Below are 22998 nucleotides of genomic sequence, written 5' to 3'. Positions count from 1 at the left end.
TTATAGTCCGGTGCCCCGTCGGCCGGATTTTTGACAGTCTGTTCCATGGGATTACTCCGCGGCCTCGGGTTGGGATGTGCCATTTTCAGCTTCGGCTTTCGCCAGACGTTCTTCGACCTCGGCGCGCATACGGCGCACCAGTTCAAGTTCGCCCTGGAAATCGACATAGTGTGGCAGCTTGATATGTTCGACAAAGCCGGTGGACTGGACATTATCGCTATGTTCCATCACGAACTCGCTGTCCTGTGCCGGGCCCATGATCTGTTCGCCCATTTCATTGGCGCGCATGGCACGATCCACCAGCGCCATCGAAATGGCCTTGCGTTCGTTCTGACCAAACACAAGACCATAGCCACGGGTGAATTGCGGCAGCTTGGTTTTTGATCCCTTGAATTTGTTGACCGTCTCGCACTCGGTCAGTTCGATGTCACCGATATCAATTGCAAAGCCAAGCTCCTCGGGCTCGATCTCGACCGAAACGGTGCCATAGCGGATTTCACCGACAAAGGCGTGGCTGTTGGCATAACCGCGCTGGGTGGAATAGCCGAGTGCCAGAACAAATCCCTCATCCCCGCGCGACAGGTTCTGCAAACGCAGATCACGACCAGCAGGGAATTTGACCGGCTCGCGGGTCAGATCGGCGACCGGGGCATCTTCATCGACCGGAACCGGTTCATCCTGAATAAGACCTTCATAGTTCAGGATGTCATCGAGAACGCGCGGCATGTTCTCATCAATCGGATTTTCACCACTTGGTGCCTCGGTCGGTGCTTCACCATTGGCCATCAGGGTAAAATCCAGTAGACGGTGCGTGTAATCAAAGGTCGGGCCCAGGATCTGTCCGCCGGGCAAGTCCTTGAAGGTTGCCGAAATGCGACGTGAAACATCCATCTCGGCGGTTTTGATCGGTTTGGAAAAGGCAAAACGCGGCAGCGTCGTGCGATAGGCCCGCATCAAAAAGATCGCCTCGATCAGGTCGCCACGGGCCTGCTTGATGGCAAGGGCGGCCAGATCGCGATCATAAAGCGACCCTTCGGCCATGACGCGGGTGACGGACAGTGACAGTTGCTGTTCGATCTGATCAGTTTCGATTTCGGCAATGTCCGTATCGCCCCGGCGCTGCTCGGCCAGAAGCTTGTGCGCATTGTTGATGGCGCGTTCACCACCTTTTACTGCAACATACATGATTAATTGACCTCGATCCGGGTGGTGCGTGACAGGGCGGCGATCTGGGCTTCGCTTGCGAAAATCACATCAACGCCGCACGGAAACAGGTGATGGTTCTCTGCCCGCCATGCGTGGAAGCTTTCGGGGAGCCCCTTGATCGCAAGGCTATGCGTATCCTTGATGCCCGGGCCCTTAAGGGTCATGGACGGGCGATCTGAAATCTCATCGACCATCAGGATCAGGGTTGCCGATTGATCCGGATATTCCGCATTTCCAACGGCAAGGTCTGTGACGAAGGACAGATCATCGGAAATGCGCGCAATCGCAAAATCGGCCTGTTTGACATCCGTGCTGAGAGGGCAGCCGCAATGGAATTTCAAATGATCGCCGGCGGCCTTGGTCGCGCAACTTGGCGATAGCCAGATGGTCGTATCCATATCGGCCATGGCAAGAAGCGTTGCAGTGGCGGCTTTGTTCAGGCCATCGGGGGCGGATACGGCGACCGGCAAATCATAAATGCGACCCGGACGCGACATGGCATCAAGCAGGGCGCGAAAAACAGCGTTTGAGTCAAAGGCCGCATGATCAAAACCGGGCAGCAAGTCACTTGTCTGGGCGGTGGTTGATTGGGGTTGGGGCGTCATTCGTCTTCTCCGCGGACAAGGGTGAAGAAATCAACTTTGGTGGCGGCAACCTTGCGGGCATGATCGCGTTTGGCAGCGGCCTGTTCGGCAGCTAGCGTATCGATAAAGTCGCTTGCCGATCCGTCGCGCAGCATGACCGCATCAAACAGGGCGGCATATTGTGCCTGAATACGATCACGTCCCTTGACGTAGGAATGCCCGACAGTGCCATCAGTCAGCGTCACCGCACAGCGTGTCACGGTCATTTCACCAAGGTTGAAACGCTGCCCGGCGCCACCGGCACGGCCGCGTACCATCACCATGCCAATTTGCGGTTCGCGCAGGTGGGTCCAGCTTTCGCTGCTGTGATTTTCCGACCACTGGGTTTCAAGCCGGGCGCGCGATGTGCGCGCCAGAACCGCCATCCATTTCTGCCGCGCAGCGATTTGCGGATCGGTGTGGGTGTCTGCGTTCCGGTTCTGATCGGTCCGGGCATTCTGGGCGGGGTGCGCCGTCATCAAACTGATCCCTTTTTATCTTATGTCGACAAATCTAAAATTTGTCTAGACGTCTATACCTATTGACGTTATAAGACGATCCAGCACCTTTGGCAAAGGTCTTGCGGTGAAAGTTTTATGAACGGGAAATGCAATGGATTGGGAACCGGGGCTATCCATCTGGAAGCAAATAGAAAAGCAGCTTCTGGCTGACATCTCGGATGGTGTCTTTGCACCCGGCGACAAGATGCCGACCGAGATGGAACTGGTCCGGCGTTTTGGCGTCAATCGTCATACGGTGCGCCGGGCCATGGCCGCATTGGTCGATTCCAATGTGGTCCGTGTCGAACAGGGGCGCGGCGCATTTGTTCAGGAACAGATCCTTGATTATCCGCTGGGCTCAAAAACCCGCTTTTCGCAGATTGTATCGGGTCGCCATCGCTTGCCCGACAAACGCCTTGTTTCGTCAGAAGTTCTCAAGGCCACTGCGACAGTCGCACAGTTTCTGGATGTCAAACCGGGCACGCGGGTGATTGAGCTGTTCTCTGTTTCAGAGGCCGACGGTGTGCCACTTGCGGTGGCGACAAGTTATCTGCCAGCTGCAAGGTTTGACGGGATTGTCGAGATATTTGTCGAGACCAAGTCACTGACCGAGGCCTTTAAACGCTTCGGGATTGATGATTACAGCCGCAAGACCACCCGCATTTCCGCGACCCTGCCCTCATCGCGGGTTGCAAACCTGCTTAAGCAGGCGCGCAACCGACCGGTGATTTCGACCGAAAGTGTCGACGTCGATTCTGCTGGCGTGCCGATTGAATACGGTGTCACCGCCTTTTCAAGCGACCGGGTTCAACTGATCGTCGAGTAGGTCGTCGACAGATTAATGGTCTTCTAGTATTCACGTCCCGGACGGGTTTTGTAGACCGGGAAACGCAGTCCGAACTTGATCGCACTTGCCCGCATCACGAAGGCTGCAAAAAAGCCAATGACGGCAATTGGCCCGCGCGGCAATTCAAGGATCGCAGTGCCGACAACATAAATAGCCGCCCCGACCAGGGCGCAGGTGATATAGATCTCTGGGCGCAGGATAAGCGGGATTTCATTACACACCACGTCACGTACCATGCCGCCGAAGGTGGCGGTGATCATGCCCAGAATGACCGCGACCAGGGGCGATACACCCAGGTTAAGGCCAATGGCAGCCCCGGTAACCCCGAACATCGCCAGCCCCAGCGCATCCAGCCACAGCAAGGCGACATAGCGTCGCTCGACCAGATGGGCGGTGAAATACGTGATCACGGCTGCCCCGACACAGGTCACAAGCCAGGTGGTGTCACGGATCCAGAACACCGGTGTTTCCCCGGTAATGACATCGCGCACTGTGCCGCCGCCAATACCGGTAAAGGTCGCGATCAGGATGAACCCCACCATGTCCATCTGACGACGGGATGCCTCAAGTGCGCCGGTGATTGCAAAAACAGCAACCCCTGCCAGTTCAAGCCAATAGATGATCTCGGTAATCGTCATGACGTCCTTTGCGGGGCTCGCCCCTAAGGTTGTGAAACAGGTTCTTTGGTTGGCATTCGCAGCCGGGTTGCGGCGACATCTTCAAGTTGATCGCGTAACCAGCGATGTGATGGGTCATGCTGATAGCGTTGGTGCCAACACATGAAAATCGGTAAATCAAGCGTGCCTTCTTTAAGCTCTGTCACCGGCATCGGGGCGCGGGCAAAATCGCGCAGGGCATGCTTTTGCAGAAGACTGGGCAAGGTTGCGATCATTTTGCTTCCGCGCAGGAATTCGGCAATGGCCGTAAAGTTTGGCACCCGCAAAACGATGTTGCGTTCAATGCCCTGTTTTTCAAGCATATCATCAAATTCAAGCGTGCGGTTGTTGCCATAGCGCACCGTGACATGACGTGCGTCAAGATAGTCATCACCGCTTTGCGGCGCGTCGCGCATGTCCGGATCATAAAACACCATGTAATGATCGGTCAGCAGGCGCTTTTGCACAATATCGACGCCTTCGGGCGGACGCGGCGAAATCAGAAGGTCACAGTGATTTTCGCGCAGCAGGGCGGGTCCGGGCAGAAGTGATGGCACCACCGTCATCCGGATACTGGCAAGCGCACCTTCCAGATTGCGAAACAGGGTCGGCAGCAAAAGATCACGCTGCAGATCGTTGGCAGCAATTGTCAGGCTCATGGATGCGCCATCGGGCTCAAAATCTGCACCGCTGGCAAACGCTTGCATCTGATCAAGCAGAAACCGCGCTTGCTCGGCCAGGTTTTGTGCGTGCGCCGTGGCCACGATCCCGCGCCCGGATTTGGTGAAAAGCGGATCGCGCATGATCCGGCGTAATTTGGTCAGGTTATGGCTGACCGCAGATTGCGTCACGCCAAGCCGTTCGGCCGCAGCCGTGACCGACCCCTCTTCAAGAACGGCCAGAAACAGACGCAGCGCATGGCCGTCCAGTTCCAAATGATCAAAATTGCTCATGAATAAGATGATAAATGATGCATTTATTTTATGCAATTGGCCGCGCAGGATGGCCTTAACGCGGACACTGAACTGTCCGGCGCATCCATCTGCGGAGGAAACATCATGGAATTTTATCAGCGTGACAGAACGCTGCAGCCAGCAGGCTACACCCCGATTTACAAGACATCGGTCGCGCGGTCACCGCGCCAGTCACTTTTGTCCCTTCAGGGATCCCTGTCTGAAATCACGGGTCCGGTCTTCGGTCAGCACGAACTGGGGCCGCTTGATAACGACCTGATCCGCAACTATGCCAAGGATGGAGATCCGATTGGCGAACGCATCATCGTTCATGGTCGGGTTCTCGATGAAAACAACCGTCCGGTCCCCAACACGCTGGTCGAATTCTGGCAGGCCAATGCCGGTGGGCGCTATCGCCACAAAAAAGATACCTACCTTGCACCAATTGATCCGAACTTTGGCGGCTGCGGTCGGGCACTCACCGATGAAAACGGATATTACTTCTTTCGCACCATCAAGCCGGGCCCGTATCCGTGGCGCAATTACGTCAATAGCTGGCGTCCGGCACACATCCATTTCTCGGTATTCGGGTCCGGTTTCGCCCAGCGTCTGATCACCCAGATGTATTTCGAAGGCGATCCGCTGATCAAGGAATGCCCGATTGTGCATGTCATCCCGGACGAAGATGCGATTAACCGCCTGATAGCGCCGATTGATCTGAAGGGCTCCGTGCCGCTCGACACCATTGCCTACAAGTTCGACATCGTGCTGCGCGGCCGTCGTTCGACCCTGTTTGAAAACCGTCTGGAAGGAAACTGATCCATGGTACAGGACCTTGATTATCTCAAAGAAACAGCTTCCCAGACGGCGGGCCCATATGTGCATATCGGGCTTATTCCAAAGCAGGCTGGATTTGACATCTTTGAAACCAACTTCACAAACATTCTGGCCGATGAAAACACCCGCGGGGAGAGGATCATTATCGAAGGCAGGGTGATTGATGGCACGGGAACGCCACTTCGTGATGCACTGCTTGAAATATGGCAGGCCAATGCGGACGGGCGCTATAACCACGAACTTGATCGTCAGAAATCAGGCAAGGTCGATGAGGGTTTCCGCGGCTGGGGCCGGACGGGAACGGATTTCGATACGGCGCTTTATCGCTTTGAAACCATCAAGCCAGGTCGGGTCTCGGGCCGCAATGGTATGGATATGGCGCCCCACATCAACTTCTGGATCGTGGCTCGCGGGATCAATATCGGGCTGAATACCCGGATGTATTTTTCTGACGAACAAGATGCAAACGCCATAGATCCGGTTCTGAATCTGATAGAACAGCAACCCCGTCGAAAGACGCTGATCGCCAATCGTGATGATACCGGACCGATACCGGTTTACCGGTTTGACATTGTGTTGCAGGGCGATGGCGAAACCGTGTTTTTTGACATTTAGCCACACGCAAAACTGTACTGGGAATGCGGCAGCTGCCTTTGCGGTTGCCGCGTTTTTTGTTGGATCAACTACTTAAAAAGACGTGTCTTGATTCTTATATTCACGATCATAAAGGCGGTGTGGTAAAACAACCGCTGCTGAGGGTTTCAAAAACAAAAAAAGACCCCAGTATTGAGAGTGAGAGGATCAGCCTTGAACAAGTTGTTACAGGTCGGAATCCGCGTGCAAGTAGCGCTGGCCACAGCGCTTCTGCTGGTCGGGCTGACTGTGCTGATGAGCTTTGTCGTCGGAAAGCGATCCGGTGCTGATCTGCAAAAGCAGATTGGGTTGGGGGTTTCTGATATTGCCCGTCAGATGGCTGATGAGCTTGACCGTATCATGTGGACCCACCGTGGCGAGGTTTCGGTTCTAAGCACGCTCTCTGTTCTGCGGGAACTCAAAGATACCGAACAGATTTCCAGTATCGTCAATCGCCTTAGCCACGAAATCCCGATCTTTACCTGGATCGGTGTGCTTGATCGTGAAGGCACGATCGTTGCTTCGACGAATGACTTGTTGCTCGGCGCCAATATTGCGCAGCGCCCTGTTTTTCAGTTTGGCAAGAACGGACAGTTCATCGGTGATGTTCACGACGCGAAATTGCTGGCTGAAAAGTTCCCGCGCTACAAAGGGGAACCGATCCAGTTTGTCGATATCGCTGTTCCGCTATTTAACAACAACGATCAGTTCACGGGTGTGCTTGCCACTCATCTGAGTTGGGAATGGGCCGATAATGTCCGCAGAACCCTTTTTGCCGGGCAGGGGATCCATCACGATGTCGATATATTCGTCATATCAGCCGATGGCACAGTCCTTTTGGGGGCGGATGGAACGCTGGTCGGATCATCGCTTGAACTTGATGCACTGCAGCAGGCGCAGCGAAACAATATTGGATGGAAGATCAGTACCTGGCCGGATGGTGAAGAGTATCTGACGGGTTATGCCCCGGCCGACGGTCACCTTGATTACGCTGGCCTGAACTGGTCAATTCTGGTGCGCCAGCCTGTCGAAGAAGCACTGGACCCGGTGTATGACCTGCGCCGTGACATTATGGCATGGGGTTTGGCGTTAAGTATCATCTCCAGCATGATTGCATGGTGGGGGGCTGGTTTCTTTGTCGGGCCGATCGGCAGGATGGCGCATTCGATTGAGGCCATGAAACGTGGTGAGATCGAACGCCTTCCCGATATTGATGGCGCAAGAGAAATCAAGATCCTGTCAAACAGTCTGAACGCGTTGCTTGCCAAGCTGACGGAAAAGGACGCAGCCCTTGGCCAGATGGAACACATTGCCCATCACGATAACCTGACCGGACTTGGCAACCGTTTGGCGCTTGATGTCTATTTCGAACATGCACTTGCCCATGCCGACCGCCACAAGACCCAACTTGCGGTCATGATGCTTGATCTTGATGACTTTAAACCGATCAATGACGAGTTCGGTCATGCGGCCGGGGATGATGTCCTGTGCGAGGTCGCAAAACGGTTGCGTCGCTGTGTGCGCGGTGGTGATCTGGTCGTGCGTCTGGGCGGTGACGAGATGGTGGTGGTGTGTCATGTCGGAAACAATGGCGAGAGCGAAGCCGCAATGCTGGCCGAGCGGATTTTGAATGACATCCAGATGCCCTTCATTACTGGCGGCAATCGCGTTTCCATTCATATGAGCATCGGCATTGCCCTTTGTCCGGTGCATGGCAAAACCATCGAAGTCCTTCTCGATAAGGCTGATGACGCCCTTTATGCTGCAAAGGCACGCGGCAAGAACTGTTATGTGCTTGTCTCTGATGATGATGTGCAGCCCGGCGGCAGGTCGTCACTGGCATGAGGCGCGGGTTTTCTTGACTTTGGTCTGGTCCATCGCAATAAGCATTTCATGACAGTTTCATCAGAAAAAGAACTCGAACATCTGCGCAAGATCGGGCGCATTTGCGCCCGTGCACGCGATGTGATGGGGGCAGCTGCCGTTCCCGGTATCACCACGGCCGAGCTTGATCAGATCGGCCGTAAGATTCTTGAAGATGCAGGCGCAGTTTCAGCCCCTGAAAGCGAATATAAGTTCCCCGGTGCGACCTGTATCAGCGTCAATGAAGCCGTAGCTCACGGCATTCCCGGCGATCAGGTTCTGGCCGATGGCGACTTGGTCAATATCGACGTGTCTGCGTCGCTTGACGGGTATTTTTCTGACACCGGTGCCAGCTTTATTTGCGGCACAGCAAGACCCGAAATCGCCAAACTGTGCGAAGATGGCAAGAAAGCCATGTGGGCAGGTATCAAGGTCGTGCGCGACAAGGCCCCGATCCGCGAGATTGGCCTTAAAATCGAAACGTTCGCCCGCAAGGGTGGTTATACCCTGATCCGCAACCTTGCCAGCCACGGTATTGGCAAGTCGCTGCATGAACATCCCCATACCATCCCGACCTGGGATGACCCCAAGGAACGCCGGGCGCTTAAGAAAGGGCAGGTCATTACCATTGAACCGTTCCTGTCGCGCGGGGCAAAATGGGCGCTCGATAGCGAGGATGGCTGGACACTGTATGCCGATACCGGTGATGCGACGGTGCAATATGAACACACCCTTGTTGTCACCGACAAGGGCTATGAGATCATGACGTTGGGCGACTGATGTCGCCCAGAAATGCTGCGCTTTATGCTGCAGCATTTTGTGCAACATAAAAGCCGCCCGACATACTCGGGCGGCTTTTGTTTTAGCTTGGCTCAGGTGCGTGATATCGCGATCACGAACCGTATTTTGCCTTGGCTTCGCGGCGGCGCGCATGCAGAACAGGTTCGGTGTAACCGTTCGGCTGTTCGCGGCCCTTGAAGACCAGATCACAGGCCGCGGCAAATGCGACGCTGTCATCAAAGTCCGGGGCCATGTTGCGATAGGTCGGGTCATCGGCATTCTGTTTGTCGACGACGGCGGCCATGCGCTTCATGGTTTCCATTACCTGCTCTTCGGTGCACAGGCCATGATGGAGCCAGTTGGCGATATGCTGGCTTGAAATACGCAGCGTTGCGCGGTCTTCCATCAGGCCGACATCATTGATGTCAGGCACCTTGGAACAGCCAATGCCGCTGTCAATCCAGCGCACGACATAGCCCAGAATGCCCTGGGCATTGTTATCAAGCTCTTCCTGGATTTCGCTTGGCATCGGTTTGATGTCGCCCAGACGCGGGATCGACAGGATGTCGTCAAGGCTTGCACGTTCGCGTTTGCCAATTTCGTCCTGAACGGCGCGGACATCAACCTGATGATAGTGGATGGCATGCAGGGTTGCCGCGGTTGGCGATGGGACCCAGGCACATTTTGCACCGGCCTTGGGATGGCCGATCTTGGCTTCCATCATTTCGGCCATGCGATCCGGTTTGGCCCACATGCCCTTACCGATTTGGGCAACGCCCTTCATGCCGCATTCAAGACCGATATCGACGTTCCAGTTTTCATAGGCCGCGATCCAGTACTGGTCTTTCATCGCTTCCTTGCGGACCATCGGGCCTGCTTCCATGCTGGTATGGATTTCGTCACCAGTACGATCAAGGAAGCCGGTATTGATGAAGACCACGCGATCTTTTGCCGCGCGGATGCATTCCTTGAGGTTCACCGTTGTGCGGCGTTCCTCGTCCATAATGCCGACCTTAATGGTGTGCTCGGGCAGATCAATCGCCTGTTCGACAAAGCCAAACAGATCGTTGGTCAGCTCGACCTCTTCGGGGCCATGCATCTTTGGTTTTACGATATAGATGCTGCCATGGCGCGAATTCGAAAGTTCGTTATTGCCGATCACGTCGTGCTTGGCGATCAGACTGGTGACCATGGCATCAAGGAAACCTTCCGGGACTTCGTTGCCGTTGGCATCAAGAACCGCATCAGTCGTCATCAGATGACCGACATTGCGGATCAACATCAGACTGCGGCCGGGCAGGACGACTTCATGTCCATCGACACCATGATAGGTGCGGTCCGGGTTGAGACGACGTGTGATCGTCTTGCCGCCCTTTTCGAACTTTTCTTCAAGCGTGCCTTTCATCAGGCCAAGCCAGTTGCGATAGGCAAGAGTCTTGTCCTCTGCATCGACGGCGGCGATTGAATCTTCGCAATCCTGAATAGTGCTGACAGCCGATTCCATGATCACGTCGCACACGCCTGCGGCATGTTCCTTGCCGATCGGGTGGGTCGGATCAATATGGATTTCGATATGCAGGCTATGACGGCGCAGCAGAATATCGGTAAGAACACCGCCCTTTTCGTTGTAGCCGATGAACTGCGACGGCAATTCAAGTGCCGTTTCGCTGCCATCTGCCAGGGTCACAACCAGCGTCCACCAGCCAGACCCGTCTTCGCGAACTTCGTATTTGGTGGCATCGGCATGTTTGCCGCTCGCAAGCGGGGCGGCTTCATCAAGGAATTCGGCTGCATAGGCAACAACCGCGGCACCGCGTTTCGGGTTAAATGCCTTGGTCTTTTCCTTGCCATCTTCTTCGTCGATGACGTCCGTGCCATACAGCGCATCATAAAGGCTGCCCCAGCGCGCATTGGCAGCGTTAAGGGCATAGCGCGCATTCATGACCGGCACGACAAGCTGCGGGCCAGCAACCCGGCCGATTTCCGGGTCGACATGGGTGGTCGAGACATAGAAATCATCACCCTCGGGCAGAAGATAGCCGATCTCGGTCAGGAATTCCTTATACGCTGCCGGATCGCGCGCCTGATCCTGACGGGAAAGATGCCATTCATCGATTTTGGCCTGCAATTCGTCGCGCTTTGCCAGCAGCGCCTTGTTGCGGGGTCCAAGTTCGGTGACGAGCTTTTCAAATGATGCCCAGAATTGATCAGAACTGATCCCTGTTCCCGGAATGACTTCATTGGCCACCAGATCGTGCAGAACTTTTGCAATCTGAAGACCACCTTCTTGGATGCGTTGGGTCATGTTTTCTCTCACCAGACTTGGAACTGTTGCGGGCTATCAAGGTGCTTTGCCGATAATCAAAGCATGCGTTGCAAAACCCACCCGCCTATCGTTGGTTCACAACATATGGGGTGAAACCGGGGTGGGTCCACAGCCTGTTTCAAATTTGTGGGATGTTTTCCGCATTATGGAAGCTCGCCCGGTGGGTGCCGGGCGGATGCAGATCAGGTTTTCTTTTCGGTATTGGTGCCCGGTTGACCAGTATCACCGTCATCGCTGTCTGCTGCGGCGACCTGCCCGATATCGTCAGGATGGGCGGTTCCATCCGGCGTCAGCGTGTCTTCCACGTCATGCGGATCAAAAGGGTGTGCCTCTTCATCCTGCGCAGTGTCGGTTCCGTCATCATCGTCGTCGGTGGTGATGATTTCATCGGTGATCGGGGAAAGCTCGAATGCCATGGGCGTTGTACGTGGAACCGCAACGAACTGACCTTGTTCCTCGATCGAGATACGGCGACCAAAGCCTGCGCGATACATCGCAAAGCTGGCAACGGAAACGCCGATAATGGAAAACAGAACCGGCAATGCCCACGGGCCGAAATACCCGATGGCACTTGATCCCAGAAGCGGGCCACTGGCCGCCGATCCGCCATAAATAATCAACAGACCGCCGGACGCCGGCACAATGTCCTCGGGTTCCAAATAGTCATTCACATAGGCCACAGCCAGGCCATAAACCGGCATGATGAACACACCCGTGATCCCGCCCCAGACAGACAGGTTGTCACGCACAAGGTCCGGTGCGATCAGCGGGAAAACACCACAAAGTGCCAATCCGACGAGAACGGCGATCATGACATACTGGCGCGGTACGCTGTCTGAAAGCTTACCAATCGGGAACTGCATGATCATGCCGCCCAGAATGACAAAGAACATGAAATAGGCGACATCATTTGTCGCAAGCCCAAGGTCGGCCGCAAAGACCGGCCCAACGCCGTAGACTGCGCCGGAAAGCACTCCCGCGCCCGATGCCGCAACAAAGCCAAGCGGCGAAATCTTGTAAAGGCGGCGGAATGTCATGCGGTCCCCACTGACCGCAGAGGGCGGGGGCTGACGGGTAAGGGCAAGCGGTACGAGCGACAGGGACAGCAAGACAGAGGCAACCGTAAACAGCTCAAAGCTGCTGACCGGTGCGCCATTCAGCAACAGCTGACCAATTGCCAGCCCGCCAAGCGATACAGTCATGTAAATGGCAATGGTGCTGCCGCGCGACGTGTTATCAGCCTGTGCGTTCAGCCAGCTTTCAACAACCAGATACAGCCCCGACAGGCAAAGCCCCGTCATCGCACGAAACAGCGACCAGGTGATCGGGTCGACAAACACCGCGTGCAACAGGGTGATGGCCGAGCCGGTTGATGCCAGTGCTGCAAACGTACGGATATGGCCAACACGGTTCACAAGGCTTGCGCCCCAGACAATCCCGGCGACAAATCCGATATAGTACGATGCCATGATGATACCGGTATAGACCGGTGCAAACCCCTCGGCAGAGGCACGCAGTGCCAGCAAGGATGATTGCAGGGATGAACCACTGTTCAGGGCAAAGGCGGCAAACAGTGTTGCAGACAATGCAATGATCAGGGCGACCGGCGAACGCGGCATGGCTTCCTCGTTTAAACGTCGTTAGGGCGGGCACCCTGCGGCAAGGGGGCGAAACCTGTCAATCCTTACAACCTATTGGCAGATAAGGGTAACAGTGCAATTTAGTCTTAACTCGGCGACGGACAAGAAGTTCCCGTCAAATTTGTCCGCTTCCTTTAAGCCAGCTTGATGCAGGCGCACAATGCCGGTTTTGCGCAACTGCCATGTGTTAAAGGACCATAGTTCCGGGCTGAAATCCCTTTTGATTTGTGAAAATCGCACAAGCTGCTTGACCTTGGGGGGATTGATGCTTTCTATGGACCGAAATCAGGCGCAATTTGTCAAAATCCTTGCGAAACGGGGTTGGTTTTTGCGCTTCGCCACCAGACTTTTGGTTCATTGGCAATAATCGGCAACAAAGCCCGACGATGAACCCACCATACAAGGGGAGGAAACCTTGAAAATGATGCGTACGCTCGGCGTGATTGCCGCCGGTATGATGGCCCTGTCCGTGGCAAATGCCGCGCAGGCCGAAACCCGCGTTACCCTTAAATCGGCCAAGGCAGCTTCATCCTACTATCAGATGGCCGCCCAGTTCGCCGAAGCAATGAAAACCGGCACGAATGGTGACATCATCGTCACGGTCGAGGAAAGCCAGGGTTCGGTTCAGAACGTCATGGAAGCCATGGTGCGGTCGGGCAATTATGTCTTTACCTCCCCGCCCGGCCTTGTTGGTCTGGCCCAAAAGGGCAAAGGTCCGTTCGAAGGACGTCCGACCGAAAAGTTTGACGAAGTCCGTGCCCTGTTCCCGATTCCGTCCCTGACCATGCATTTCGTTATGCGTGCTGATTCGGGTGCGACCAGCTTTGCCGACCTTGAAGGCAAAACCGTTTTGCTGGGCAAGGGGTCCTTTGGCGCGCGCGAAGGGGAAAAATACCTCAAGCTGTTTGGTCTTGAAGGTAAGGTTGATCTGGCAGACGCCGAACTGTCGAACGCTGTATCTGCCCTTAAGAACGGTCAGATCGATGGCTTTGTCACTGCGGGTTCCTGGCCCGCCCCGAACGTGATCGAAGCCGCGGCTGGAACAGATGTGAATGTGCTTTCGCTTTCCGATGATCAGCTTGCAGAAACCAAGCGTGACAAAACGGTGATCCCGGCTGGCACCTATAACGGTCAGGATAGCGACATCACCACGGCTTCGCTGTCGGTCGTGGCATTCTCCACCACGCAGATGGATGCCGATACCGCCTATGAACTCACCAAAACCTTCTGGCAGCAGAAGGCAAAAATGGGTGAAAGTTCATCCTGGTGGAATGGTGTGACCCCGGAAATGCTGGCCAACATCAATGGCAAAATGCATCCGGGTGCGCTGCGTTATTATGACGAAGTCGGCTTTGCCGTTCGTGATGATCAGCGCTAACCGCTGATTGCATCAAACATTCAGGGCCCGGCAGTTTTGCCGGGCCATTTCTTGTCAAGCAAGCCATTTACGATATGTCAGCCTCCACTCGCCCCTTCTGGATCGCCCTTGGCGCCGTTTCGATTGCTTTTCACCTGTGGCTGATTTTCTCAGGATTGGTTCCCAATCTGGTCAGTCGGCCGGTTCATATGGCGCTGGCCCTGCCCTGGGCGCTGATCTTTGTCGCCAAAACCCGCGCCCAGAAAATCTCGGGTATTATTCTGACCATCATTGGGTTGATTGGTTGCGGCTGGATCGTCGCAAACCATCAGACCCTTGGGGATCAATACGGCTTCTTGATTGGCAATAGTCAGATTCTTCTTGCCGGGTCCTTGCTTGTGATCGTGCTTGAAATGGCACGGCGCGCCATTGGCTGGCCCTTGCCGACGGTAGCGGCGATTGCCTTGCTTTATGCTTTGTTTGGTCAACACATCCCCGGCGAGTTCGGCCATGCAGGCCTGCCAGTTGAAAGCATGCTGGGCACGCTGACGATTGCCGAGGGCGGCCTGTGGGGGAGCCTGACCGGTGTCTCGGTCAATATTGTTGCGATCTTTGTGATTTTTGGCGCTGTTCTGAATGGCGGTGAAGCCGGTCAGGGCTTTATGAATGTTGCCGGTGCGGCTGCCGGTCGGCTCAAGGGCGGTGCGGCAAAAGTTTCGGTCGTATCATCTGCATTGTTTGGATCTATATCGGGTTCGGCATCTGCCAATGTCGCCTCGACCGGGGCGATCACCCTGCCCGCAATGACCAAGCTTGGCTATCCCAAGCGCCTTGCCGCGGCGGTTGAGGCCGTGGCATCCAGCGGCGGTCAGATCATGCCGCCTTTGATGGGGGCAGGGGCCTTCGTCATGGTGGAACTCACCGGCAAGCCCTATGCCGAGATTATGGTTGCGGCGATTTTGCCGGCGGTTCTTTATTTCCTGGCCGTCTGGGTTGGCATCAATGCCTTTGCCTTGCGCTTTGACTTGCCCGGTGTGCCAAAGGAAGACCGACCAAACATGCGTGCAGTCCTGATCACATCAGGCTTCTTCCTTGTGCCATTTACCATATTGCTCTGGGGGATGTTTGGCGGTGGCTACACGCCGCAATATGCCGCCTGTCTGGCACTTTTGGCCGGGGCGGTGTTGTTGTTGCTTGATGCCGATCTGACGGTTGATCTTGCGCGCAGCAAGGAACGTTTCACCAATGTGTGCCTGAATGCCGGGCGTCAGGTTGCGATGATTGGTTCGATCATCCTTTGTGCGTCGATTGTGATCGGCGTTCTTGGGCTGACCGGGCTTGGCGTCAAGATTACCTCGCTTCTGATTTCCGGATCAGGCGGCATGTTGTGGCCGGCCCTTTTGTTGACTGCCTTGGCTTGTCTGATCCTTGGCATGGAAGTGCCGACCACAGCGGCCTATGTCATTTGTGTTTCGGTTGCAGGCCCGGCCTTGATTGAACTGGGACTGGAGCCGCTTCAGGCACATTTGTTTGTTTTCTGGTTTGCTCTGCTGTCGACGATCACACCGCCGGTTTGCGGGGCTGTGTTCATTGCCGCCGGCATGGTTGAGGAAAACTGGCTTAAGGTCGCCGGATCTGCCATGGCGCTTGGCATTGGGCTTTATATTGTGCCCTTGGCCATGATCGCGAACAGCACCCTTATTGATCTTGGAAATGACCCGCTTTGGGCGGTACTTGCCGGGTTGAAGGTCGCCGTTGGTCTGACGGCCATTTCCTTTGGCCTGATTGCCCCACGGCCTTTCTGGATGCGGATCGCGATGATCGGTGTTGGTGCGGCGGTGATTTTTGCCGCCGGGATTTAGCCAGGATCTAGTCGGGATTGAGACGCATAAAAAAGGCCGACAGTTCCCTGTCGGCCTTTTTGTCATTCGGTAAGGGGCGTCTGGCCTTAAGCGGTCGCGCGGCCACTGCGCGGTCCGGCAAAGAACCAGATAATAAGGCCAAGCACTGGTAGAATAACAACAAGTACAGTCCAAAGGACTTTTGAACCGGTGCTGGCACCACTGCCCATGATATTCACGATGGCCCAGATGTCGGCAATAAGGACAAGAAGTCCAATAATCCCACCATATTCAAACATGTTCCAACCTCACATTCGTTGCAGCGGTATTCGCACCGCGCTTACAACTTAAACGGTTGGATGTCGCTGTTGTTCCCGGCGCCATAAACCGGGTTACAGACGCAAGTGGGTAAAAGTTGTTCTAAACCACCTGTCCGGCCGACCAGCCCGATGACCACGCCCATTGGAAATTGAATCCACCAAGGTGGCCGGTGACGTCCACCACTTCACCGATGAAATAAAGACCGGGCACGTCGCGGGTTTCCATAGTTTTTGACGACAGGGCGTTGGTATCAACCCCGCCGATTGTGACCTCGGCGGTGCGGTATCCCTCTGTCCCGCTTGGTGTCAGGGCCCACTGATTGACATCCATGGCAAGTTTGCGCAGTGCCTTGTCGCCGGTTTCGCCAATCGGGCGATCAAGGCCGTGGGTTGCGGCGATCATCTGGGCAAGGCGGTTGGGCAGGATGCGTGACAGAACCGTATGTACCGCCTGTTTCGGATTTTCGCCCTTGGCGGTTTTCAATATTTCAAAAGCGTCTTCTTCCGGGTTCAGGTTCACCGTAATGGCATCACCTTCGTTCCAGTAAGACGAAATTTGCAAGATCGATGGCCCGGAAAGACCCCGATGGGTAAACAACAAACCTTCGCGGAATTGCTTCTTGTTGCATTGCACGATTGCATCGACCGAGATGCCTGAAAGCTCGCCTGTGCGCGCACGCAGGTCCGGATCAAACACAAACGGGACAAGGGCTGCGCGGGTTGGAATGACATTGATGCCAAACTGTCGCGCAATCTGATATCCAAAGCCGGTTGCGCCGATTTTGGGAATCGACAGGCCGCCACATGCGACCACAAGGGATTCACAGGTCCATTGCGCACCAGTGCGTGTGGTGACGTCAAAGCCGCCATCCTCGCGCTTGATGATATTGGAGATCTCGGTGTTAAGCTTGATCGTCACATCGGCGGTATCGCATTCATCAAGCAACATGTCGATGATCTGAAACGACGACTCATCACAAAAAAGCTGGCCCAAGGTTTTTTCATGCCAACTGATGTTGTGGCGATTTACCAGATCAAGAAAGTCATGCTGCGTATAGCGCTTTAAGGCTGACACACAGAAACGCTTGTTCTCGGAGATAAAGTTTTCCGGGCTGGTATGGATATTGGTGAAGTTACAGCGTCCACCGCCGGAAATGCGGATTTTCTGCGCCGGTTTGGCAGAATGATCAACCACCACAACGGATCGCCCGCGTTTTCCTGCTTCAATCGCACACATCAGGCCGGCCGCACCCGCCCCGATGACAAGAACATCAATCTTTTTCAAGCCCGTCAGATCCATTCATATGAGTTTAGGGCCTGCTTATACGTGGAAATCTTGCTGTTGTCAGTGCCAGCGGCGCAAATAGCTACTGGGCCGGAATGGCCTGCGCGTCGCGACTGTCCAGTCCTTGCGTTCCTGACACAACGTCGTTGCCTTCCAGCTGCTGTTCGCCAACCACCAGATTTCGACCGTTTTCTTTGGCAAGATAAAGGGCCTTGTCCGCGCGTTCGATCAGCTTTGCCACAGGTTCTCCGGGACGAAATTCTGCCACACCGAACGATGCCGTAACCTTGCCGATGGTGGTGTTGCCACTTTTGCTGACGACCTTGTGGCTTTCAATGTAACGGCGCAGCTGATCTCCAAACATGACGGCATTGCCAAGCTGGGTGTTCGGCAGAATGATGGCAAATTCCTCGCCGCCATAGCGTGCTGCCGTGTCCTGGCCTTTGACATTGCGTTTAAGGGATTCTGCCATCAGGCGGATGACCTGATCGCCAATCAGATGGCCGTAGGTGTCATTGAATTTCTTGAAGTGATCGATATCAAGCAACACCAGGCTAAGCGGTTTTCCGTCTTCCATGGCGTTCATCATGGCGTCGCGCAATTGCATGTCGAATGCCTTGCGATTGGCAATGCCGGTCAAGCCATCGGTCAGGGCTTCGCGTTTGAGGTTTTCCATATCCTCGCGCAGACGGGTGATTTCCGAAGAACTGTTGGTCAATCTGCTTTCGAGAGTACGGTTGACACCTTCCATTTCGCGCGTGGCGCCCAGCAACGTGTGCAACGCTTGTTCAAGATTGCCGAGATCGCGGTCCTTGTCCCCGACATATGAACAAAAATGATCAAGTGCCTTGTTATATTTCCGCGTATCGATGCCGACCTTGTGAACGGTGTTAAGGATGTTACCCAACTGTTCACGCAGGTCATTTGAAATGCGTTCGATGATTTCGCGTTCGCGCTGATCGCTAAAGAACCGGACATGAAGTTCTTCGCACTGGGCCTCATCGAACTCGCGATGGTTGCTGCGCAGAATATCTATGGTGCGGCACAGGTCGGTATTGGTCTTTGCAACATAGGCATAGAATGTCTGGAAGTTGTTCGGTTGCGAAATCACGCCGAGTTCCGCCATCAGCTTGAGTGCGGCGTCGGTATGTTGTTGTGCTCTTTTGTGATTAAGACCGTAAGCAGTCATCGAATTCCGGCAATAGAATTACGTCGCTGAAAGTTGCGGCGATATCCTATGCAAGCGGATCCGGGAAAGTTTTGATATGGATCAGCAGTCGGTCGGGAATTCGTTGATTTTAACGCATAACGACAAATTGGTTCGGCCAGGCGTCATTTTGCTCAGGCGTTTGCTGCTCGCTTGACCGGCTCGTCTTGCAGGTCGTTCTGGTTCATGACGCAGTTTCGACCGCTTTCTTTGGCAAGATACAATGCCTGGTCAGCGCGTTCGATGACGCGGGTCAGGGGTTCGCCAAGCTGATAGGTCGCGACACCAATCGATGCGGTGATTTGGCCAAGGTCCTCGTTGCGGTTAACGCTTTTAAGATGCAGGGATTCAATGGATGCGCGAATATTTTCGGCAACACGCATGGCGTCCGTCATGGTCGTGGCCGGAAGGATCACGGCAAATTCTTCGCCACCATAACGGGCCGTGGTGTCACGTCCCTTGACGTTCTCTTGCAGTGACTTGGCCAAGGTTCGGATGACCTGGTCGCCTGCCTGATGCCCATGCCTGTCGTTGATCCGTTTGAAGTGATCAATATCAATCAAAAGGATGCTGAGGCATTCACCACCTTCCATTGTTGCCATCGCAGCATCGCGCAGGCTTTCATCAAAGGCCTTGCGGTTGGCGATGCCTGTCAGCCCGTCGGTGTGGGCTTCGCGCTTCATTTCCTCAAGATCAAGGAGCAACTGTGTAACTTCGGCCGGGGGCTGCTCTGCATTGTTGCCTGCCGTCTTGCCGTGTTGTGTGGTTGACGGTTTGCCAATGCTCAACAGGTCGCTGGTTGCTTGACGCAAATCGGCGGTGCTGATCTGTTCTTTGCCCGCACACAGACGATTCACAAGATCGGATACCTGTTGGTGCACATCGCTTGTGACAGTCTCGCGCAGAAGCTCGATCCGGTCCGGCTCGATAAACCGCAGATACAGTTCATGGCATTTCAGATCGTCCAGCACGCGCTTGTTCGTACGCAAAATATCAATCAGCGCAACAAGATCGTCGTTCGATTTTTCGAAATAGGCAAAGAATACAGCGAAATTGATCGGGTTTGCGCTTAAGCCCAACTCATGGATCAATTCCAGTGCTTGACGCGACAGCGCATATGAACGCTGACGGTATTGTTCTTGCTGCGGCATTCCGGGAAACCTGAAGGAGCATAATCGTAGGGACGTAGGCACTTCTTTAAGTCTTGAACGCGTATTTTGCACCTGCGTTATATCAGTCTTGCCATATGCGCGTACAGAGTGCGCAGGTTGTAATTTTATTGGTTTGTTCAAGCATGTTCGATAGTTTCAATAACGAGGAAACTGTCTGAAATCGGACAAGAAAAAGCGGGAAGACAATATGCGGAAACATCTGGCTTTGGTTGCTGCGCTGACAGTGGTGTTGGGGTTTGTCCTGTATGGTGGCGCCGCAGTCGCGCAAAGCAGCGATTCGTCCGAGCAGACATCGGTCAATGGTCAGGTCACGGATAGCACGACCAATAACCCGGCAATCGATTACCGCCCGCTATCTGCTGAAGAACGCTCCAACATGCCGCCCTTGATGGAACGTTATGTTCTTGATGAATTGAAAAATCTCCGCACTGAAATGCAAGGCATGCGTGCCGAATTGCTGCGTGAGGTGGTCAATCGTCAGCTGGAGGCCATCGACAAGGCGATTTCCTATTCTTCAAACACCGTGACTTATTTCTTCTATTTCGTGGCGGCGGTCGGTGCGCTTTTGACCATGCTGGGGTGGCAGTCCCTGCGTGAGTTGAAATCAAGTGTGCGCAATCTGGCCAATACGGAACTGCAACGTCTGTCACAGGAATTCGAAGGACGCTTGACGTCACTTGAAAACGAACTTCTGCTGAAGTCCAAGCTGATCAATGATCACCAGCACGAGATCGAGCGAACCCAAACCATTCATGCCCTATGGCTACAAGCCAACCAGCTTAGTAACCCGCGCGCAAAGATTGAAACTTATGACAAGATTCTTGAACTGGCTCCGGGCGACCCGGAAGTCATGGCTTACAAGGCCGATGCGGCGTTGCAGCTTGGGGACCGGGACTGGGCGTTAAGTCTTTGCAACCGATTGCTGGCAGAGGAACCCGAAAGCGCCAATGGCCATTACCAACGGGCCTGTGCCAATGCCGGTCTTGGTTTCAAAGAGGCAGCACTGGCGGATCTCAGCCGTGCGGTCGAACTTTCTGATTCCATGCGCCAACCGGCCTGGAACGAGGAAGAGTTCGAACCCCTGCGCGATATGCCGGAATTCACCGAAATCCTTGGCAGCAAGGAAGACTTGCCACCGGCAGAGTAACGCCGGCACGGTTCAAACCCGCGATGCGAAGTGATTGCTTTGCTTAGCTGCTTGGCAGTTCGTTCCACAGCGGATGGATCGGCGCGACATCTTCTTCGATTTCGGTAAAGCGTGCATCGCAATCGAAGAAATAGTTGTCGGTCAGATCGTCATTGACCTGCGAAACTTCACCAACGATCACCGGACCCTTGCCCTCTTCACCATAGAAGCGATGCACAAGGGTGCGCGGCAGGGTCACGCTTTGACCCGGCTCCAGAACAACCTTGCCACCGGCTGGCAGGATATTGAGTTTGCCATCGGTGCGGACACGGACGTCGTTTTCGCGGTCCATCTGGCCATCTTCGGTCAGGTTGCAAAGTTCGATCACAAGGTTGCCGCCACCGCGCACGATGATGTCTTCCATTTTGACCTTGTGGTAATGCCACGGGCATTCCTGATTTTCGCCAACGATCATGATTTTTTCAGCATAGGGCACTTCGCCCGGCTGGCGCAGAATACCATTGCGCAGGCAAAACAGGATCAGGCCACGCTTGTCGAAATTGCCTTCGCCGTAATCGGTGACGTCCCAACCCATCTGATGGTCGCGGCACCATTTTGCCAGATCGGGTTCGGCTGCCCACTGCACCGGGCTGTAATGGGCCCATTCCGGCAGTTTGAAGGCGATGGATGCGTAAAGTTCCTTGGCATGCTCGATACAGGCATTGATTTCAGAACGCAGCATGGGTGACCTCTTGTGGCATTGTGGGTGGTGCTTGGCGCGAATGATTTAGCCGGGTTTTACCACGCCCGGATAGTGAATGCGACAGTTTTTGAATGCATTCAAATGATTTTGATTTTTGCCGCTTTTGCCCAAGGATGCCCGCACAAATTGCCCTGCAATCGCCGTTTTTCGCATCAATAGAATGCAGATGAAGTGAAAGTCACAGCGTGCGAACTTATATCTGGCTTATCGCCTGAAACCGGAAAGGGTACTTTACCATGGCGCAATCATCGGGATTTGCAAATGTCGTTGCGGCAATTGTTGTTGCCGCCGGGCTGGCGGCATCTGGTTGGCTGGTCGGGACCGGCATTGAAAATATGCGCGCGCTTGACCGTTACGTCACGGTCAAGGGTTTGGCCGAACGCGATGTGAGGGCCGACAAGGCCGTCTGGCCGATTACTTATGTTGCGACCGATGATGTCCTGCAAAATGCACAGGCCAAGATTGATGCCGATACCAACACGTTGTTTGAGTTCCTCGCAAGCCACGGCATTGGTCGCGAAGCCACAGAGCTGCAAAACCTGCAGGTAACCGATCAGCTTGCCCAGTCCTATCGATCCGGGCCGATTGAAAGCCGTTATATCGTCAATCAGACCATTCAGGTCCGCACCGATAATGTCGATGCAGTGGTTGCCGCGTCACAGGATATCGGCAAACTTTTGCAGGGTGGTGTGGTTCTGGGCGGGCAGGGCTATAACCCCGGGCCGAGTTATCTGTTTACCGGCCTTAATGACATCAAGCCGGAAATGATCGCGGCTGCAACTGCCAATGCCCGCGAAGCAGCCCAGCAATTTGCCACCGATTCCGGCGGTGAACTGGGCGGTATCCGCCGCGCGACACAGGGCCTGTTTCAGATACTGGCCGCCGATGGCGCGCCCAACATGATGGAGGCCAACCAGATCAACAAGACCGTGCGGGTGGTCACCACCATGGAATATCTCATCCGCGAATAGGGGCTGAACTAAGTTGACAGCTTCGCCAAAGCTGGTTTTATGCGCGCCATGGCGCAACTGATCCTGTTTAACAAACCCTATGGCGTTTTGAC

General features: G+C 54.7%; 21 protein-coding genes. 9 read left to right on the top strand and 12 right to left on the bottom strand.

Going from position 1 to position 22998, the window contains the following annotated elements; translation table 11 throughout:
- Positions 1–51 precede the first annotated feature (51 nt).
- The 3 genes from B2R48_RS15220 to phnG are packed head-to-tail and all read right to left on the bottom strand — an operon-like array spanning position 52 to position 2308.
- Positions 52–1185 (bottom strand): carbon-phosphorus lyase complex subunit PhnI, encoded by a 1134-nt coding sequence (locus B2R48_RS15220; RefSeq protein ID WP_297002088.1) that lies wholly within the window; start codon positions 1183–1185, stop codon positions 52–54.
- Positions 1186–1187: 2 nt separating this feature from the next.
- Positions 1188–1811, bottom strand: coding sequence for a phosphonate C-P lyase system protein PhnH (phnH, locus tag B2R48_RS15215; protein ID WP_297002086.1), 624 nt, complete (start codon positions 1809–1811; stop codon positions 1188–1190).
- Positions 1808–2308, bottom strand: a complete 501-nt coding sequence (gene phnG, locus B2R48_RS15210) for a phosphonate C-P lyase system protein PhnG (protein ID WP_297002084.1) — start codon at positions 2306–2308, stop codon at positions 1808–1810. Before phnG ends, phnH begins: the two co-directional genes overlap by 4 nt.
- Before the next feature lie 133 nt (positions 2309–2441).
- Here phnG and phnF point away from each other — a divergent pair, with 133 nt between their 5' ends.
- Positions 2442–3155 carry a phosphonate metabolism transcriptional regulator PhnF gene (gene phnF / locus B2R48_RS15205; RefSeq protein ID WP_062953862.1) on the top strand — a complete coding sequence of 238 codons (714 nt, stop codon included), beginning with the start codon at positions 2442–2444 and terminating at the stop codon, positions 3153–3155.
- Positions 3156–3178: 23 nt separating this feature from the next.
- Here the strand turns inward: phnF and B2R48_RS15200 are convergent, their stop codons facing one another.
- Together B2R48_RS15200 and B2R48_RS15195 are read right to left on the bottom strand one after the other, a co-directional pair.
- Entirely contained in the window at positions 3179–3814 is a 636-nt protein-coding gene (locus B2R48_RS15200; protein ID WP_062953863.1) for a trimeric intracellular cation channel family protein, read from the bottom strand.
- A gap of 23 nt (positions 3815–3837) precedes the next feature.
- Positions 3838–4785 carry a LysR family transcriptional regulator gene (locus B2R48_RS15195; RefSeq protein ID WP_062953864.1) on the bottom strand — a complete coding sequence of 316 codons (948 nt, stop codon included), beginning with the start codon at positions 4783–4785 and terminating at the stop codon, positions 3838–3840.
- 105 nt (positions 4786–4890) lie between these two features.
- Between B2R48_RS15195 and pcaH the strand changes: the two genes are divergently transcribed.
- From pcaH to map, 4 genes are all read left to right on the top strand, one after another.
- Positions 4891–5604 carry a protocatechuate 3,4-dioxygenase subunit beta gene (pcaH, locus tag B2R48_RS15190; RefSeq protein WP_297002075.1) on the top strand — a complete coding sequence of 238 codons (714 nt, stop codon included), beginning with the start codon at positions 4891–4893 and terminating at the stop codon, positions 5602–5604.
- Positions 5605–5607: 3 nt separating this feature from the next.
- Positions 5608–6237, top strand: a complete 630-nt coding sequence (pcaG, locus tag B2R48_RS15185) for a protocatechuate 3,4-dioxygenase subunit alpha (protein ID WP_297002073.1) — start codon at positions 5608–5610, stop codon at positions 6235–6237.
- 192 nt (positions 6238–6429) lie between these two features.
- Positions 6430–8100 carry a GGDEF domain-containing protein gene (locus B2R48_RS15180; protein WP_297002072.1) on the top strand — a complete coding sequence of 557 codons (1671 nt, stop codon included), beginning with the start codon at positions 6430–6432 and terminating at the stop codon, positions 8098–8100.
- Between the two features lie 48 nt (positions 8101–8148).
- Positions 8149–8898, top strand: a complete 750-nt coding sequence (map, locus tag B2R48_RS15175; RefSeq protein ID WP_213474266.1) for a type I methionyl aminopeptidase — start codon at positions 8149–8151, stop codon at positions 8896–8898.
- Between the two features lie 112 nt (positions 8899–9010).
- Here the strand turns inward: map and B2R48_RS15170 are convergent, their stop codons facing one another.
- A complete protein-coding gene (locus B2R48_RS15170) occupies positions 9011–11203 on the bottom strand; it encodes a malate synthase G (RefSeq protein ID WP_297002064.1) in 2193 nt (730 codons plus the stop codon).
- A gap of 203 nt (positions 11204–11406) precedes the next feature.
- The gene (locus tag B2R48_RS15165; RefSeq protein ID WP_297002061.1) at positions 11407–12843 is read right to left on the bottom strand and encodes an MFS transporter; all 1437 of its coding nucleotides are present in this window, start codon (positions 12841–12843) and stop codon (positions 11407–11409) included.
- A 442-nt stretch (positions 12844–13285) separates the two neighbouring features.
- Here B2R48_RS15165 and B2R48_RS15160 point away from each other — a divergent pair, with 442 nt between their 5' ends.
- Both B2R48_RS15160 and B2R48_RS15155 read left to right on the top strand, forming a co-directional pair.
- Positions 13286–14242, top strand: coding sequence for a TAXI family TRAP transporter solute-binding subunit (locus B2R48_RS15160; protein ID WP_297002059.1), 957 nt, complete (start codon positions 13286–13288; stop codon positions 14240–14242).
- A 74-nt stretch (positions 14243–14316) separates the two neighbouring features.
- Positions 14317–16083: a TRAP transporter permease gene (locus tag B2R48_RS15155; RefSeq protein WP_297002058.1), complete on the top strand. Its 1767-nt coding sequence runs from the start codon at positions 14317–14319 to the stop codon at positions 16081–16083.
- An 86-nt stretch (positions 16084–16169) separates the two neighbouring features.
- On the opposite strand, the gene B2R48_RS15150 is transcribed toward B2R48_RS15155, so the two are convergent.
- The 4 genes from B2R48_RS15150 to B2R48_RS15135 form a co-directional block, all read right to left on the bottom strand.
- On the bottom strand, positions 16170–16361 hold the full coding sequence (locus tag B2R48_RS15150) for a PLD nuclease N-terminal domain-containing protein (protein ID WP_213474261.1): 192 nt from the start codon (positions 16359–16361) through the stop codon (positions 16170–16172).
- 121 nt (positions 16362–16482) lie between these two features.
- A complete protein-coding gene (locus B2R48_RS15145; RefSeq protein WP_297002053.1) occupies positions 16483–17667 on the bottom strand; it encodes an NAD(P)/FAD-dependent oxidoreductase in 1185 nt (394 codons plus the stop codon).
- A gap of 82 nt (positions 17668–17749) precedes the next feature.
- Entirely contained in the window at positions 17750–18856 is a 1107-nt protein-coding gene (locus B2R48_RS15140) for a GGDEF domain-containing protein (RefSeq protein ID WP_297002050.1), read from the bottom strand.
- Positions 18857–19008: 152 nt separating this feature from the next.
- On the bottom strand, positions 19009–20025 hold the full coding sequence (locus tag B2R48_RS15135) for a GGDEF domain-containing protein (protein WP_213474259.1): 1017 nt from the start codon (positions 20023–20025) through the stop codon (positions 19009–19011).
- Between the two features lie 208 nt (positions 20026–20233).
- Between B2R48_RS15135 and B2R48_RS15130 the strand changes: the two genes are divergently transcribed.
- Complete coding sequence (locus tag B2R48_RS15130; protein WP_213474258.1) at positions 20234–21193, top strand: tetratricopeptide repeat protein; 960 nt, start codon at positions 20234–20236, stop codon at positions 21191–21193.
- A 43-nt stretch (positions 21194–21236) separates the two neighbouring features.
- On the opposite strand, the gene B2R48_RS15125 is transcribed toward B2R48_RS15130, so the two are convergent.
- Positions 21237–21914 (bottom strand): D-lyxose/D-mannose family sugar isomerase, encoded by a 678-nt coding sequence (locus B2R48_RS15125; RefSeq protein ID WP_297002046.1) that lies wholly within the window; start codon positions 21912–21914, stop codon positions 21237–21239.
- A 257-nt stretch (positions 21915–22171) separates the two neighbouring features.
- Here B2R48_RS15125 and B2R48_RS15120 point away from each other — a divergent pair, with 257 nt between their 5' ends.
- The gene (locus tag B2R48_RS15120) at positions 22172–22906 is read left to right on the top strand and encodes an SIMPL domain-containing protein (RefSeq protein ID WP_297002043.1); all 735 of its coding nucleotides are present in this window, start codon (positions 22172–22174) and stop codon (positions 22904–22906) included.
- Positions 22907–22998: the final 92 nt, after the last annotated feature.

Origin of the sequence: Thalassospira sp. UBA848, from assembly GCF_002295455.1 — a bacterium.
Classification (GTDB): domain Bacteria; phylum Pseudomonadota; class Alphaproteobacteria; order Rhodospirillales; family Thalassospiraceae; genus Thalassospira.
The sequence above is the reverse complement of the archived record's forward strand: the minus strand, read 5'-3'. Positions and strand labels throughout refer to the sequence as shown.